Source organism: Mesorhizobium sp. M7A.F.Ca.MR.176.00.0.0 (genome assembly GCF_004023165.1).
Classification (GTDB): domain Bacteria; phylum Pseudomonadota; class Alphaproteobacteria; order Rhizobiales; family Rhizobiaceae; genus Mesorhizobium.
This window is the reverse complement of record NZ_RZTC01000035.1, coordinates 40,672-55,659: the sequence shown is the minus strand read 5'-3', so window position 1 is coordinate 55,659 and position 14,988 is coordinate 40,672. Positions and strand designations below refer to the sequence as shown.

13 protein-coding genes and 1 pseudogene are annotated in these 14,988 nt (G+C 63.8%); 9 read left to right on the top strand and 5 right to left on the bottom strand.

Annotated features, from left to right (window positions below; translation table 11 throughout):
• The 3 genes and pseudogenes from EOB59_RS14310 to EOB59_RS14295 all read right to left on the bottom strand — a co-directional run.
• Positions 1-355, bottom strand: a pseudogene (locus tag EOB59_RS14310) (ABC transporter ATP-binding protein); the annotation flags it as partial.
• A gap of 392 nt (positions 356-747) precedes the next feature.
• A complete protein-coding gene (locus EOB59_RS14300) occupies positions 748-1,170 on the bottom strand; it encodes a hypothetical protein (RefSeq protein WP_127270176.1) in 423 nt (140 codons plus the stop codon).
• Between the two features lie 256 nt (positions 1,171-1,426).
• On the bottom strand, positions 1,427-3,235 hold the full coding sequence (locus EOB59_RS14295) for an ABC transporter ATP-binding protein (protein ID WP_128288618.1): 1,809 nt from the start codon (positions 3,233-3,235) through the stop codon (positions 1,427-1,429).
• A gap of 205 nt (positions 3,236-3,440) precedes the next feature.
• Between EOB59_RS14295 and EOB59_RS14290 the strand changes: the two genes are divergently transcribed.
• From EOB59_RS14290 to EOB59_RS14255, 8 genes are all read left to right on the top strand, one after another.
• The gene (locus EOB59_RS14290) at positions 3,441-4,784 is read left to right on the top strand and encodes an LLM class flavin-dependent oxidoreductase (RefSeq protein ID WP_245486623.1); all 1,344 of its coding nucleotides are present in this window, start codon (positions 3,441-3,443) and stop codon (positions 4,782-4,784) included.
• Between the two features lie 21 nt (positions 4,785-4,805).
• Positions 4,806-5,582 (top strand): DUF427 domain-containing protein, encoded by a 777-nt coding sequence (locus tag EOB59_RS14285; RefSeq protein WP_128288616.1) that lies wholly within the window; start codon positions 4,806-4,808, stop codon positions 5,580-5,582.
• Between the two features lie 33 nt (positions 5,583-5,615).
• Positions 5,616-7,253 (top strand): ABC transporter substrate-binding protein, encoded by a 1,638-nt coding sequence (locus EOB59_RS14280; RefSeq protein WP_128288615.1) that lies wholly within the window; start codon positions 5,616-5,618, stop codon positions 7,251-7,253.
• 7 nt (positions 7,254-7,260) lie between these two features.
• Positions 7,261-8,220 carry an ABC transporter permease gene (locus tag EOB59_RS14275; RefSeq protein ID WP_127269148.1) on the top strand — a complete coding sequence of 320 codons (960 nt, stop codon included), beginning with the start codon at positions 7,261-7,263 and terminating at the stop codon, positions 8,218-8,220.
• Positions 8,217-9,104 carry an ABC transporter permease gene (locus EOB59_RS14270; protein WP_128288614.1) on the top strand — a complete coding sequence of 296 codons (888 nt, stop codon included), beginning with the start codon at positions 8,217-8,219 and terminating at the stop codon, positions 9,102-9,104. The genes EOB59_RS14275 and EOB59_RS14270 overlap by 4 nt, the downstream gene beginning before the upstream one ends.
• A gap of 70 nt (positions 9,105-9,174) precedes the next feature.
• On the top strand, positions 9,175-10,197 hold the full coding sequence (locus tag EOB59_RS14265) for an LLM class flavin-dependent oxidoreductase (protein ID WP_164873964.1): 1,023 nt from the start codon (positions 9,175-9,177) through the stop codon (positions 10,195-10,197).
• Between the two features lie 39 nt (positions 10,198-10,236).
• Entirely contained in the window at positions 10,237-10,884 is a 648-nt protein-coding gene (locus EOB59_RS14260; RefSeq protein ID WP_128288613.1) for a ThuA domain-containing protein, read from the top strand.
• Between the two features lie 128 nt (positions 10,885-11,012).
• Positions 11,013-11,423, top strand: coding sequence for a hypothetical protein (locus EOB59_RS14255; RefSeq protein WP_127396571.1), 411 nt, complete (start codon positions 11,013-11,015; stop codon positions 11,421-11,423).
• Between the two features lie 10 nt (positions 11,424-11,433).
• Here the strand turns inward: EOB59_RS14255 and EOB59_RS14250 are convergent, their stop codons facing one another.
• Positions 11,434-13,455 carry an amidase gene (locus EOB59_RS14250; RefSeq protein ID WP_128288612.1) on the bottom strand — a complete coding sequence of 674 codons (2,022 nt, stop codon included), beginning with the start codon at positions 13,453-13,455 and terminating at the stop codon, positions 11,434-11,436.
• A gap of 144 nt (positions 13,456-13,599) precedes the next feature.
• On the opposite strand from EOB59_RS14250, the gene EOB59_RS14245 reads away from it, so the two are divergent.
• Positions 13,600-13,875 carry a hypothetical protein gene (locus EOB59_RS14245; protein ID WP_127269574.1) on the top strand — a complete coding sequence of 92 codons (276 nt, stop codon included), beginning with the start codon at positions 13,600-13,602 and terminating at the stop codon, positions 13,873-13,875.
• 15 nt (positions 13,876-13,890) lie between these two features.
• Here EOB59_RS14245 and EOB59_RS14240 read toward each other — a convergent pair whose 3' ends face one another.
• Positions 13,891-14,976, bottom strand: a complete 1,086-nt coding sequence (locus tag EOB59_RS14240) for a Gfo/Idh/MocA family oxidoreductase (protein WP_128288611.1) — start codon at positions 14,974-14,976, stop codon at positions 13,891-13,893.
• Positions 14,977-14,988 lie beyond the last annotated feature (12 nt).

Sequence of the window (14,988 nt, the reverse complement as noted above, 5' to 3'; positions counted from 1 at the left end):
GGCCGACGGCCTCGCCATAGTAGTTCTGCGCCATTGTGAAGAGGCCGCGCAGGATCGAGACAACGAGCAGCGTCAGCGCCGTATTCCACAGCGCCTGTTCCGCGGCAGCGCCGGCACCCGCGGCCATGACGCCCTGCGCCTGGTCGATGGCGCGGCCCAGCAGGCGGGGAATGAAAAGCTGCAAGGTCGCGGCAATAAAGGTCGAGACGATGGTGATGGCGACCTGCCAGGGATGGCGCAGCGTCATGCGCACGATGCGGAGCAAGGTGCTGAGGCCCTTGCCCCAAGAGGCTTCCGCCACATGGGCAAACGATTTGCCGCGCTCCGGCGCGCCGCCGATTGCTTGCGTGTTCAAGGGAAATATCCAAACCAATCCGGAGGTTAGTCCGGACTAATAAAGCAGACTCAATTCAGATGGCGCGATGTTACGCGTGTCCGACTTAGCCGTTCAAGAGCCAATTCCGGTATCGCACTGTGCCTGAACGGAAAGCGAGCATGCGACTGCGATCCGGCTGGCACCAGCGACGGAATCCTCTTGCTGAAGGGCGTTGGCCGGACGAGGCCAGCATCCGGGCTGTACGCAAGCGACGGCCGGACGGCGTGCGATCTTCCATCCGGCCGGAATCCGGTCTGCTAGAGCCGGATGATTTCAGGTCGAATCGAGCTGAAATCTGAATCCGTCTCTAAATCAAAGAGATAGAGTATGATGTCGTCCGAAAACCGCTTCACACTTTTCGGCATCATGCTCTAGGCAGGTATCAGGACGGCGATACGATGGACGCCGACCTCCTTGCTTGTGTTCGTCGCCTCGTCGGTCTTGCCCTTGGCGCAGGTGTACATGTCGCCTTCCTTGAGCTTGAATTCCTTGTCGGCTTTCTTGATCGTGAATGCGCCTGAAGTAATGGTGCAGACCATGTCATTGTCCATCACCATCTGAGGCGCGTGTGCGCCGGGCTGGAACACCACGTCGACGACTGCGATGCTCTTGTAGGCGGGAATGTCGGAGTCGCCGGTGCTGACCTCAACCACCCTGACACCGGGCGCAATCTCCTTGCCTTCCTTCGGGCCGTATTTCTTGACCTTCGCGGACGCCGCCAGGGTGAACAGAGGCGTTATCGCGGCAGCCGTCACACCGAGAGCAATTGCAGACCTGCGATTTATGGTTTTCATTGCATCCTCCCACATGTTCGTCACGAACGAATGTGCATGACCACAATATATTAGCATGAACGAATATATTTGTATGCGAGGAAACACCCAGGCCCAGCGCGGGCACCAGGAACTCCGGGCTTCCAGTGTCGGCAAATCAGCACGCCCATGACAATGTTGCACCGCCTCGCCAGCCGTCGGAGAGGTTCCATGCATCGGACGACCTGCCTGCCGCTGAAACCGAGTTGCCGCGGGCTTCGGACTGCTGTTGAGCCGCTCAAAAACCCTGGCCGTGCCGCCAGCAGGCGATCCGGTGGCCAGCCGCAACCTCTATGGCTGATGGTTCTGCCTTTCTGCAGTCGGGCAGGACCAGGGGGCAGCGATCGGCGAAGGCGCATCCGGTGTTCGGGACACCGGTGGCCTCGATCTCGGCTGGAGCGGATAGTTTCGGCTCGGCTTCATCGGAAGATGCCGCCAGAAGTAGTGCCGTATAGGGGTGGTTGGGGCCGCGAAAGATCTGGTCGGATGTGCCGGTTTCGACCAGGCGTCCGCGATAGAGCACGCCGATCCTGTCGGCCATGTAGCGCACCACCCTGAGGTCGTGGCTGATGAACAGATAGGTCGTGTCCTTGTCGTGCTGCAGGTCGTTGAGCAGGTTGAGAACGGTCGCCTGGACGGAGACGTCGAGCGCGGAGGTCGGTTCATCGAGCACGACGACCTTCGGCACGCCGGCGAAGGCGCGCGCGATCGCCGCCCGCTGCCGCTGGCCGCCGGACAGCGAGCGCGATTTCTGCTCGGCCGTGACACCGGCGAGGCGGACCGAGGCCAGCAGGTCGCTGACGCGGGCTCTCACCTCGCTGCGGCGCAGACCGGCGAGCCGGCGCAGCGGACGGCCGAGGATGCGACCGATCCGCTGGCGCGGGTTGAGCGTGCGATCCGGCGACTGGAAGACCATCTGCACGTCGCGGCGTTCGGCAAGGTTTCTCTTCTCGACGCGCGGCGCGACCGTCCTGCCGAACAGCTCGACCGATCCGGCATTGGGCATCTGCAGGCCGGTGACGATGCGTGCCAGGGTCGACTTGCCCGAACCGGACTCGCCGATCAGCCCGAAGGTTTCGCCCTGGCCGATGTCGAGATCGATGCCGTGCAGCACTGACTGGCTGCCGAAGGCATGACTGATGCCTTTGCAGGCGATCGCGATCCGGCGTTCTTTTGGCAGGCCGGCGTCTTCGCCTTGGGCTGTGGGGTGCGCTGGCACGCCGTCCGTCTCCGCCAGTCTTCCGTCCCGCTTGGTGTAGTTGAGCGCCGGGATCGAGGCGATGAGCGCCTTGGTGTAGGCGTGAGAGGGGTTGTCGAAGACATCGCCCGCAACGCCGCTTTCGACCACGGTTCCCGCCTGCATCACCGCCACCCGGTCGCAGGAGCGGCGGATCATGTTGATGTCGTGGCTGATCAGCAGGATGCTGGTTTTGTGATCCTTGCGCAGGTCGGAGAGGATGGCGATGATCTCGGACTGGACGCTGGCGTCGAGCGCCGTCGTCGGCTCATCCAGCACCAGCAGCGACGGGTCGAGCGCAATCGCGATGGCGATGTTGGCGCGCTGCTGCATGCCGCCGGAGAGTTCGTGCGGATAGAGATCCAGCACACGCTCCGGATGGCTGACGCGGACCCGGCCGAGCAGTTCGGCCGCACGCTCGCGCGCCTCGTCGAGGCGAACCGGGCGGTGCCGCATGATCGTCTCGGTGATCTGGCGACCGATCGTCATGCTTGGATTGAGGGCCGCGCCCGGGTGCTGGTAGACCGCCGCGATATGATTTCCCCTGAGCCGGCGCAGTTGCTCGGCGGAAAGGTCGCGGATTTCGCGGCCCTGGAATTCAAGCGCTGAGGCCGCGATACGGGCGTTCTTCGGCAGATAACGCAGGATGGCGAGCGCCACAGAGCTTTTGCCCGATCCTGACTCGCCGACCAAGCCGAGCGCTTCGCCTTCGCGGATGTGCAGCGACACGCCGCTGACGGCGGGATGCGATCCCTTGCGCCCGTCATAGGCGACGGACAGCTGGTCTACGTTCAGAACCGAGGAGGACATGGGGACTTGAAACCACTTTCTTCCAGCGCCGCCATCGAGGGCAATCGCTTCCGCTTTCGGAGTGCATTATCTCTATAAAATTACTCGGATTAAGCCGGAGCGCAATCTACCTTTCTTGCATCAGCAGAGATTGTCGCGGCTTAGGCAAGCAGCGCGACGGTCTCCGGAGCAGATCTGGAAGGAGGCCGTCATGGCTCGAGACCACATGACCCTCAGCGCATTCTTCTTCAACCCGCAGGGCGATCACCGGATGTCGTGGCGCCATCCCAGGGCGCCGAGGCGGGAGGTGCTGGACTTCGAATTCTACCGCGATCTCGTGCAGGCGGCCGAGCGCGCCAGGATCGACACCATCTTCGTCGCCGACCACGTTTCGATTTGGGATTCGGTCAAGAGCGGCGTCGCCCACTACGCCAATGCCCGCCTCGAACCGCTGACGCTGCTCTCGGCGCTGGCAGGCGTGACCAAGCATATCGGCCTGATCACCACGGCATCGAGTTCCTACAGCGAGCCCTACAATGTGGCGCGCATGTTCGCCTCGCTCGACCACATCAGCAAGGGCAGGGCGTCGTGGAACGTCGTCACCTCGGCGATGGACGAGGAGGCGCGCAATTTCGGCCGCGACGGCAATATCGAACATGCGTTCCGCTACGAGCGTGCGGCCGAATTCCTCGATATCGTCAAAGCGCTGTGGGACAGCTGGGAAGACGAGGCGCTGCTGATCGACAAGGCGTCGGGCTATTTCGCCGACCCCGACAAGGTCCACCCCGTCGACCACAAGGGCAAGCATTTCAAGGTGCGCGGGCCGCTCAACGTCTCGCGGCCGCCGCAAGGCCATCCGCTGATCGTCCAGGCGGGCTCCTCGGAGGACGGCAAGAACTTCGCCACCGCCCAGGCCGATGCGCACTTCGCCATCTACAGCACCAAGGAAGATGGCATCAAATACCGTCAGGATATCAACGAGCGGCTGGCCCGCCACGGCAGGCGGCCGGAGAGCTTCAAGATCCTGCCCGGCATCCTGCCTGTTGTCGCCGCCTCCGAAGCAGAAGGCCGGGAAAAGCAGGAATACCTGCAGACCTTGCTGCCGGATCAGGTCGGCATCGACCTTCTGTCCAGCTGGAGCGGGTTGGACCTGTCGCTGTTCCCGCCGGACGGGCCATTGCCGCCGCTGCCGGACGAGAGCACGTTCAATGGCGGACGCACGTCGCTCAACCGGGTCAAGCAGTGGGCGAAGCAGAATCTCAGCCTGCGCGAGATCGCCCGCAAACTCGCCAACAGCGGTTCGGTGCCGACCGTCGCCGGCACGCCGGTACAGATCGCCGACCAGCTGCAGGACTGGTTCGTTTCCGGTGCCGCCGACGGCTTCAACCTGATGTTCCCGCTGCTGCCCGAGGACTGGGTGAATTTCGCCGAACAGGTGGTTCCGGAGCTGCAGCGGCGCGGCGTGTTCCCGACCGAATACGCGCCGGGAACGTTGCGCGACCGCTTCGGCCTGGCGCGACCAGCCAATCGCTTCGCCGAACAACGCGACAATGCGCGCGCGGTGTCCTGACGTCAGGCCGGGAGAACGATCATGACCGTTGCACCAAGATTGCAGCCCCGCGAAGCCACCGCGCCGCAGCTCGTCAATGTCCTGCACAGCCCCAAGCGCGTGCGCGTCAAGTTCGGCGGCCGCACCATCGCCGACAGCCGCAACGTGCTCGTGCTGCGCTCCAACCATTTCCTGCCGATCTATTTCTTCCCGCCGTCAGCGGTCGACCCGTCGGTGCTGAGACCCTCACTGCATCGCGAACCGCACCCGGTCGGTGGCGAAACCGCCTATTGGGATATCGACAGCGGTGACAGGCGCAGCGCCAACGCGGCCTGGGCGTTCGTGTCGCCACCGGTTGAAAACCTGGCGCCTCTGGCCGGCCGCATCGCCTTCACCTGGAAAGCCGTCGACCAATGGTTCGAGGAGGAAGAGGAAGTCTTCGTCCACGCCCGCGATCCCTACGCACGCATCGATGTGCTGCAGAGCTCCAGCCATGTGCAAATCTGGTTCGACGGCGAGCCGATCGCCGACAGCCACCGCCCGGTTCTGCTGTTCGAGACGCATCTGCCAACGCGTTTTTATCTGCCTGCGGAAGACATCCGGCTGGAGCGGCTGACGGCGTCCGTCACAACGACGCGATGTCCTTACAAGGGCATCGCCTCCTATTGGTCCGGCCTGCTGAGCGACGGCTCGGTGCGCCCTGACATCGCCTGGAGCTACCGGGATCCCATAGAGGAAATGCCCAAGATCAAGGGCCTCATCGCGTTCTATCCGCAGGCCGTCGACCGCATCCATCTCGACGGCGAACCCGTCGCATAGCTTTCAATCTTCATTTCAAGGCAGGGGTTTAACATGACCAAACTCAGAGATATCGACGCAGTTCGCAATCTGTCGGGGGACATCTGGAATGTCGCCGTCGATGAATATCAGGGCGGCTTTCTCAAACGCCGCGATCTCCTGAAATATGCCGCACTGCTCGGCTTGACCGGCTTTGCCGCCTCGCAGGGGCTTGGAGGTGCGCGCGCCGCGGCCGCTGCCGGCGGCACGGTGCGTGTCGGGCTCGGCCAGCCGACCAAGGCGATCGATCCGGTTTCGGTCACCGATCCGGCCAGCATCGGGGTGATCAGCCAGGTCGGCGAATATCTGATCCTCGATGACCCGAAGGACGGGCTGCAGCCGAAGCTCGCTTTGTCCTGGGAGGCCGACGAGACGGCCAGCCGCTGGACCTTCAAACTGCGGCAAGGGGTGAAATTCCACGACGGCCGCGCGGTCACGGCCAAAGACGTGGTGGCGAGCTTCGAGCGGCTGGTCGATCCGGCCAGCGGCTCGTCGGCGTTGTCGGCCTACAAGGGCATCCTGTCCAAGGGCGGCGCCAAGCTGGTCGATGACGAAACAGTCGCCTTCGATCTCGATGGTCCGAACAGCAACTTCCCCTTCTATGTCTCCTCCGACGTCTACAATGCCGTCATCCTGCCGGCCGACTATGCCGGCGATTTCGAGAAGAGTTTCAACGGCACCGGTCCGTTCAAGCTCGAATCCTTCCGTCCCAAGCAAGGCGCAAGCTTCGTGCGCAATGAGGACTACTGGGGCGACAAGGCGCTGCCCGACCGGGTCGAGATCAAGTTCTTCGACGACGAGCAGGCGCAGGTGCTGGCGCTGCAGGCCGGCCAGCTCGACGTCATCCCGAGCACGACGCGCCTGGAGCTGGCGATCGAGGGCAATCCCAATTTCAAGCTGCTGAGCGTGCAGGCAAGCTCGCATGATCAGGTGCATCTCAGAACCGACCAGGCGCCGTTCACCGACAAGCGCATCCGCCGCGCACTGGCGCTCACCATCGACCGCGAGGCGGTGGTCAAGGGCCTGCTGAAGGGCCGCGCCATCGTCGGCAACGACACCCCGTTCGCGCCGATCTTCCCATCGGCCGATCCGTCGGTGCCGCAGCGCAAGCAGGACATTGCGGAAGCCAAGCGCCTGCTCGGCGAGGCGGGCGTGCCGAACGGCTTCGAGGTGACGCTGACCACCGAGCGCGCCTATGACATTCCCGACTATGCGGTGATCATCCAGAACTTCGCCAGGAAGGCCGGCATCGACGTCAAGCTCAATGTCCTGCCGCAGGACGCCTATTACGGCTCGGCGACCTTCGGTAGCTCGCCCTGGCTGGATTCGGTGCTCGGCATCACCGACTACGGCCATCGCGGCACGCCCGACATCTTCCTCAACGCCACGCTGAAGAGTTCGGGAGCCTGGAACGCGGCGCATTTCAACAACCCGGCCTATGATGCGCTGCTGCTCGACTACTCTAAGGCGCGTGATCTGCAGGCACAGCGCCTCGTTGCCGGCAAGATCCAGACCTTGCTGCTTGACGAGACGCCGGCGATCATCAGCTACTTCTCGCAATACAGCCGGATCGTCAGCTCGAAGGTCGAGGGCGTGCGCTTCACCGCGATCTCGCATCTGCTGCTCGACCGCGTTTCCTTCGTCCAGGCATGATCGCGACATGCTGACCGGTCGCATTCTGTCAGCGCGTCTGGGCACACTTGTCCTCACGCTGTGGCTGGTCAGCATCCTGGTGTTCTTCGCCGGGCAGGTCCTGCCCGGCGATGTCGGCCGTGTGATGCTCGGGCCTTTTGCCGATGCGCAGGCGGTGGCGGAACTGAACAAGCGGCTGGGCGCCGATCAGCCGGTTCTCGTCCAGTACTGGCTCTGGTTCAGCAAGGCCGTCACCGGTGACTTCGGCACTTCGCTGTCGATGCGCGGGCCGGTGGCGCCCTTCGTGCTGGAAAGCCTCAAGCGCTCCGCGGCCCTTGCCGGCATTATTCTGATTTTTCTCATTCCGCTGGGCGTTGGTGCCGGCGTCGTTGCCGGTCTCAATGCGGGCCGCTTGATCGACCGGCTGATCGTGATGGCAGGCGTCTCCTTCGGCATTGTGCCTGATTTCGTTTCTGGCCTGATGCTGCTCATCGTTTTCGGCCTGTGGCTGAACTGGTTCCCGATCTCCGGTGTTGCGCCCGATGGCGCGGGCTTCTGGACGCATGGCTATTATCTGATCCTGCCGGCGCTGCCGCTGGTGCTGAACCTTGCCGGCTACATCGCCCGGATGACGCGGGCAGGGGTGATCGAGGCAATGGCCGCCGATTATACGCGCACCGCCGTCCTGAAAGGGCTCGAGCGGCGCGAGATCATCTTTCGGCACGTGCTGCGCAATGCGCTGACGCCGACCATCGCGGTGCTGGCGACGCAGACCGGATACATGCTTGGCGGGCTGGTGGTGATCGAGGCGCTGTTCGGCATCCAGGGGCTTGGCAATCTGGTTCTGAATGCGGCCAAGGCACGCGATTTCCCGATGCTCGAGGCCGGCGTGCTGGTGATGGCGGCAATCTTCGTGCTGTCGGCGGCGGCCGGCGACCTCGTACTGGCGCTGCTCGATCCGCGGCAACGCCGCCGGACCTCGCCATGACAGATCTGGCGGAGTTTCCCGCACCACCGCGCTCCGTGGCCGGCTTTCCGGCAGTGCGCCGGATCCGCAGTGCTTTCGCCGGATTGCCGCCGTCGGTCGTGGTCGGATCGCTGCTGCTTCTGTTCTGGGTCGTGTGCGCCATAGCAGGCAACCTCTTCGTTCCCTACGATCCCTATGCCGAGGATTTCCTGGCGATGCTGACGCCGCCCGACGCGCTGCACTGGTTCGGGACCGATCAGCTCGGCCGCGACGTGCTGTCCCGCATAGTCGTCGGATCGCGCGACATCCTGCTGGTTGCGCCGCTGGCGACGCTGGCCGGTGTCGCCGCCGGCAGCATCATCGGTCTGGTGCTCGGCTATTTCGACGGCCTCACCGATGCCATCGGCGCGCGGCTGCTCGATACGCTGATGGCGTTTCCGTTCATCGTTCTCGTCACCATGACGCTGGTGGCCATCGGCCCGTCCAATCTAACGGTCATCCTGGTGATCGGCATCGCCTACGCGCCGCTAGTGGCGCGCACCGTCCGCGCCGCCGTGCGCGAGCAGAAGGAGCGCGACTATGTCAGCGCCGCGCGGCTCGGCGGCGAAGGTCCGCTCGCCATCATGTTCCTGGAGATCCTGCCCAACATCAGGGAAACGATCCTCATCGAGCTCGTCACAAGGCTGGGCTACGCGTTCTTCTCGATCGCGACGCTGAGCTTTCTCGGCCTCGGCATCCAGCCGCCATCGGCCGATTGGGGGCTGGCCGTCGCCGACGGCTATGGTTTCCTGACCGGCGGCAAATGGTGGGTCGTCGTCTTCAATTCCGCGGCAATCGTCTCGCTGGTGATGGCAACCAATCTGATCGCACAAGGCATCGGCGCCTTCGAGAATAGCGATGCATGAGCCTTGATCGGGCGTGTCGAAAAATCTCTTTTGCATTGAAGCCTGACGCGCATCCTTATATCGCATGGCTATGAAGAAAATCGGTTTCCTGTCATTCGGGCACTGGACGCCCTCGTCGCAATCGCAAGTGCGCTCGGCTTCGGACGCGCTTTTGCAATCCATCGAGCTGGCGATCGCCGCCGAGCAACTGGGGGCGGATGGCGCCTATTTCCGCGTGCATCATTTCGCCCGCCAGCTCGCGTCGCCGTTCCCGTTGCTGGCAGCCGTCGGCGCCAAGACCAGCCGCATCGAGATCGGCACCGCCGTCATCGACATGCGCTACGAGAACCCGCTCTACATGGCCGAGGATGCGGGCGCTGCCGACATCATCGCCGGCGGCCGCCTGCAGCTTGGCATCAGCCGTGGCTCGCCCGAGCAGGTGATCGATGGCTGGCGCCATTTCGGCTACGCGCCGCCGGAAGGCCAGAGCGACGCCGACATGGCGCGGCATCACGCCGAGGTCTTCCTCGAGACGCTGCGGGGCGAGGGGTTCGCCCAACCCAATCCGCGGCCGATGTTCCCCAATCCGCCCGGCCTCTTACGCCTCGAGCCGCATTCGGAGGGTTTGCGCGAGCGGATCTGGTGGGGTGCGGCCACCAACGCCACGTCGGAATGGGCGGCCAAGCTCGGCATGAACCTGCAGAGTTCGACGCTCAAATTCGACGAGAGCGGCAAGCCGTTCCATATCCAGCAGGCCGAGCAGATCCGCATCTATCGCGAGGCCTGGAAAGCGGCCGGTCACAGTCGCGAGCCGCGCGTCTCGGTCAGCCGCAGCATCTTTGCGCTGGTCGACGATCGCGACCGTGCCTATTTCGGCCACGGCAATGAGAGCCGCGACCAGATCGGCTTCATCGAGGAGAACACCAAGGCGATCTTCGGGCGCAGCTACGCGGCCGAGCCGGATGTGCTGATCAAGGAATTGGCGCAGGACGAGGCGATCGCCGAGGCCGACACGCTGCTGCTCACCGTTCCGAACCAACTTGGCGTCGACTACAATGCGCATGTCATCGAGGCGATCCTGACCCATGTCGCGCCGGCGCTTGGCTGGCGCTGACGCCGGATCGATCAGGGCGGAGTTCCAGGGAGGTACACAATGCCAAAGAAGGCCTTGATCGCCTGGGGCGGCTGGGAGGGCCACACGCCGGAGCAGAGCGCGAATATCGTTCGCACCTTGCTTGAGCGAAACGGCTTCGACGTCACGCTCGGCCAAGGCACCGCGATTTTCGCCGATCCGGAGCTTGCTTCCTTCGATCTCATCGTGCCCGTCATCACGATGTCGACGATCGAAAAGGCCGAGTTGCAGAACCTGACGCTTGCCGTTCGCGGGGGAAGCGGGCTCGGCGGTTTCCACGGCACTATGGGCGACAGTTTTCGCAACGAGCCCGACTATCAGTTCATGACCGGCGGCCAATGGGTGGCGCACCCCGGCAATATCATCGACTATACTGTCGCGATCACCAGGCCGGACGAGCCGATCACATTGGGCATCAGCGATTTCGCCTACCGGTCGGAGCAGTATTACATGCATGTCGACCCGAGCAACGAAGTGCTGGCGACCACCACCTTCACCGACGCGCATTTTCCTGGGATAGGCGGCGTCGTCATGCCGGTCGTCTGGAAACGGCGCTATGGGGCGGGGAAGGTTTTCTACAGTTCCCTTGGTCACACTGCGGATGAGTTCGCGGTGCCGGAAATGGCGCTGATGGTGGAGCGGGGTTTGCTTTGGGCGGCGCGGGGGTAGCCTCTGTCAGTCACCAATTGCGAAAGGCGAGCGGCGAACCGCGGAGGCAGCGAGGTCTGAATTCCTGCAATGGCTAGAAAGTCGGCCGCTGTCGAACTACCATCCGGTGAACAGCAAAGGGGGGTGGAATGGATCATCAGCGGACAGTATTCTTGGTCGGAGGGGGCACGGGCGGAGACGAGGAAGCCGTGTTTACGCTGCATGTAGAGGGCGCCGTCTGCAGCCTGACATGCGGCTACCGGGACAAGGTGATCAGGGCCGAAGAGGAAGATTTTTTCGAAGCTCTGTTCCAGATCCGTCAGGGGCTCGAAGCCGATGGTTTGCTGCCCTTCTGCTACGGGGCGAGTGCCAATGTTTATCCCGAAAATACCGTGATGGAGAAGAGTCGCGGATTGATGGCCTGCAAGGTGACGATGGGGCGATTTCCCCAAGAGACGGATCTGGTCGACATATTTGACGATGGCGTCGACGTGGTTCCGGTTTTCGTCCACATTCAGCAGGAATTTTGGGAAGAATGGCTGGCCTCTCTGCCCTCCTAGTGCCCAGCACTCATTTTATCCCGCCGGTGACCGCAAAGGCGCCAGCGGTGCGCCCATCCTCCAGCCGCACCACCGCCGTCACGATCGAACCGTAGGAGCCACGCCAGACGCTGTGGAAGCGCTGATGCTCGGCGGCCGGAATGAGGGCATGCCCGCTGAGGCGCGCACCGCTTCGCTGCAGCACGACGACCTCTCCGTTGACATGCACCTGGATGTTGGCCGTTTCGGCGGCCTCGCCGGGCAGTTCGAGCGTGATGACGATCTCGTCCTGATCGCCGGAAGGCCGCGTCTCGGCGGCAAGCGTGATCGCGAACGCTGGCACCTTGCTGTCGCCGGCTCGGGCAGGACGGCCTGAAAACACATCGTCGTCAAGTTCCGGCGTGCGCGGCGGGCGGGTGCGGCGCTGCGTGGAGCGTTCGAAGTCGCCGGCCATGCGCAGCAGTCTCTCATCGTCATAGGCCTTGCCGGCAAAGGTGAGGCCGACCGGCATGCCGATATCGGCCATGGTTCCCATCGGCACGGTGACGGTGGGGATGCCGAAATGGCGCCAGACCAGATTGCCGTTGGCGACCCAGGTGCCATTGCGCCAGGCAAGGTCGGCGGACATCTCATCAATATCGGCATCGGCCGGCCCGACATCGGCGGCGGCAGGCAGCACCACGGCGTCGATGCCTTGCGCGTCCAGCCAGTCCTCGAAATCGATCCGCCTTGTCGCTTCCAGTCCCTTCAGTCCCTCTTCCAGCGTTGGAATGTCCACGAAGGGCGTGACGCCGGACCATGCCCGCTCGACATATTCCCTCAGGTCGAAGCCGCCTTCATAGCGATCGGGCAGCGTGCCGGGCGGCTGCGGGAAGATCTTTGGGCCGTCGACCGAAACGAGATCGGGCAAGGCCGGGTCGACATTGGCGCGCAAAAAGTCGTCCCAGCCCCAGATGCAGAGATCCCAGAGTTCGCGCTCGGCGAACTCCTGGGGCATCAGCCCGCGCTCGACCATGGTGCGAGCACCCGGGCGGTCGCGCTCATAGTTGGAAACGACGGGAAAATCGACCTCGACCACCTCGGCGCCAAGCCGCGTGAGATCGGCCGCGGCCCGCTCCCACAGGGCAAGCACCGAGGCGCGGGTTTCGATCGGCGCATCGGCCTCGCTGTCGCGGCCGATATACATTCTGGGCACGCCCAGGCGCTTGCCTTTCAACGATCCCGCCAGTGCGAGATCGGTATAGCGGGGCGGCCGCATATCGGAGCTTTTCGGCAGCTTGACCCAGGGCTGCGCGCGCCAGAAATCGCCTCGCGTCTCGGGATCGTCGGCGACGATGATGTCAAGCAATTCGAGCATGTCGGGCATTGTCCGCGCGTGCGGCACCACGACATCCATGGTCGGCACCAGGGGCCAGTTGCCGCGCACCGAAATGACGCCGCGCGACGGCGTGTAGGCGACCAGCGCATTGTTGGTGGCCGGCGCGCGGCCGGACGACCAGGTCTCCTCGCCAAGCCCGAAGGCGCAGAAGCTGGCTGCTGTCGCCGTGCCGGAGCCATTGGATGAGCCCGATGCGAAGGCGGCGGTCAGATAGTCGCCATTGTAGGGGCTCTCGGCGCGACCGTAGACGCCGCGCTGCATACCGCCATTGGCCATTGGCGGCATGTTGGTCAGCCCGATCAGCACGGCGCCGCCGGCGCGCAGCCGGGCGATGGTGAAGGCGTCCTCATTGGCGATGAGATGCTCGAAGGCGGGCGAACCAGCGGCGACCGTCAGGCCTGATACCTTGTAGCTGTCCTTGGCGGTGTAGGGGATGCCGTCGAGCGGTCCGAGCACGGCGCCGTTGCGGCGGCGCCGGTCGGAGGCTGCCGCCTCCTCGAACATATCAGGATTGAGCACTGGGACGGCATTGAGGCTGATGCCGTGGCGGTCGAAATGCCCGATGCGCCTGAGATAAGCCCCGACCAGTTCGACGCTGGTGACGGTGCCGTCATCAAGCGCGCGGCGCAGTTGGTCGATCGTCGCTTCGACGAGATGAAGGCTGGCATCGGTCATCACAGGTTCCACATTTCTACGCACCATGGATGAGCGAGGCAGCTGCCTTCGGCAAGAGCCTATCGCGGTCTGCTCCGGAACTTTTGTCCGGCTGGCGGTTTTGGATGTATGGTGTGATTCCGGAATGGCCAGGAGGGTATTGGCATGACCACCAAATGCGTTGCGATCCTAGCTCTCGCTGTCGCCATGGGCTCAAGCGCTTGCGCCCCGGCTTTCGCTGGCGACCGGCACCACGACCGCCGGGTCCAATCCGAACGCTACGTTCCCGCCGAAGGCGATCTCATCGACATCCTGTTCGGCGGCCCGCGCTACTACGATCAGCAGTTGGTGACGACGGCCGCCGGCGCGTGCTCCTATCATCGCGTCGGACCCGACGCGAATGCGGTGAACAAGATCAACGACCATCACTGTGGGAAGTAGGCGGCAGGCGGCGCCTCAGCGCCCGCCACTTTCTTTCATCCGCTCGATGATCTCGGCCATCAGCGCCAGGTCGCGGCGTGAATCGGCGAGGTCGGTCGGAGGCTTTGTGCCTTCGGTGATGTGGCGGTGGAAAATCTCGAGTTCATTCGAGAAAGCATCGCCGTAGAGAGGCCCGAAGGTTTTCGTCACCGGGCCGAGCGGGCCGGCATCGGTGACCTCCAGCCGCGTCGGCAGGCTGCGGATGTAGGGCGTGTCGTAGAGAATGCGCACACGCCTGGTGTTCGAGCGCACCTCGATCATGGCGTCGAACAGGCCGAGATCGTCGACCACCGCGTCGTAGAGACAAGCGAAATGGCCGTAGTCGAAGCTGACTGATGTGTTGGCGCCGCCATTGGTGCGGTGCGCGGCCAGCACGCGCGCCGGCTCGCCGATCAGCCCGCGCATCGCTGAAATGTGGTGCGAGGAAAGCGCCGTCAGGCCGCGATAGGCGCGCACCAGGTCGGCCGGCGCATCGGCGCCGACGACTTCGCGGATCAGTGCGTCGCGTTCGCTTGCGCCACGCGCCAGCAGGGTAGGGTCTATATCGTTGGGATAGAGGACGTTCTGGCTCTTCTTGAGAAAGTGCCGGCCTTCCGAGATCATGTCGAAGATTCGGACATGGGTGATGTCGGCGTATGCCGGCAGTTCGTCCCTGGCCGCCAGATAGGCCGGCGCGTAGCGGCGCATATAGCCGACGAACAGGGTCTTGTCGTAGCCCGGCATCAGCGCCAGCAGATCGTCGATTTCGCGCACCGTCAGGCAGGCGGGCTTTTCCAGCAGGATATGTTTGTTGGCTGCAATCGCCGCCCGCACGAAGCGGCTGTGGGTGTCGTCGGACGACAGCACGAACACCGCGTCGATGTCGGGCGAACTAATCAGCGCCTCGGCCGTGTCGAAGGCCTTTGCCGTCGTAAATTCAGAGGTGACGAGTGACACCAGGCTGGGCGACACGTCGTACACGCCCGCGATCACCCAGCGGTCGCGCTGATCGCCCAGCACAGGCAGATGGATCGACTGCGCGACCTCTCCAAGACCTATCAGTCCGACACGAATTGGTGCCACAGGCGAACTCCC

What these genes read in the sequence shown, in the direction of transcription:
- EOB59_RS14250 (WP_128288612.1), bottom strand. Translation starts at nt 13,455, where the DNA reads ATGACCGATGCCAGCCTTCATCTCGTCGAAGCGACGATCGACCAACTG.
- EOB59_RS14280 (WP_128288615.1), top strand. Translation starts at nt 5,616, where the DNA reads ATGACCAAACTCAGAGATATCGACGCAGTTCGCAATCTGTCGGGGGAC.
- EOB59_RS14290 (WP_245486623.1), top strand. Translation starts at nt 3,441, where the DNA reads ATGACCCTCAGCGCATTCTTCTTCAACCCGCAGGGCGATCACCGGATG.
- EOB59_RS14265 (WP_164873964.1), top strand. Translation starts at nt 9,175, where the DNA reads ATGAAGAAAATCGGTTTCCTGTCATTCGGGCACTGGACGCCCTCGTCG.
- EOB59_RS14285 (WP_128288616.1), top strand. Translation starts at nt 4,806, where the DNA reads ATGACCGTTGCACCAAGATTGCAGCCCCGCGAAGCCACCGCGCCGCAG.
- EOB59_RS14270 (WP_128288614.1), top strand. Translation starts at nt 8,217, where the DNA reads ATGACAGATCTGGCGGAGTTTCCCGCACCACCGCGCTCCGTGGCCGGC.
- EOB59_RS14295 (WP_128288618.1), bottom strand. Translation starts at nt 3,235, where the DNA reads ATGTCCTCCTCGGTTCTGAACGTAGACCAGCTGTCCGTCGCCTATGAC.
- EOB59_RS14245 (WP_127269574.1), top strand. Translation starts at nt 13,600, where the DNA reads ATGACCACCAAATGCGTTGCGATCCTAGCTCTCGCTGTCGCCATGGGC.
- EOB59_RS14255 (WP_127396571.1), top strand. Translation starts at nt 11,013, where the DNA reads ATGGATCATCAGCGGACAGTATTCTTGGTCGGAGGGGGCACGGGCGGA.
- EOB59_RS14260 (WP_128288613.1), top strand. Translation starts at nt 10,237, where the DNA reads ATGCCAAAGAAGGCCTTGATCGCCTGGGGCGGCTGGGAGGGCCACACG.
- EOB59_RS14275 (WP_127269148.1), top strand. Translation starts at nt 7,261, where the DNA reads ATGCTGACCGGTCGCATTCTGTCAGCGCGTCTGGGCACACTTGTCCTC.
- EOB59_RS14300 (WP_127270176.1), bottom strand. Translation starts at nt 1,170, where the DNA reads ATGAAAACCATAAATCGCAGGTCTGCAATTGCTCTCGGTGTGACGGCT.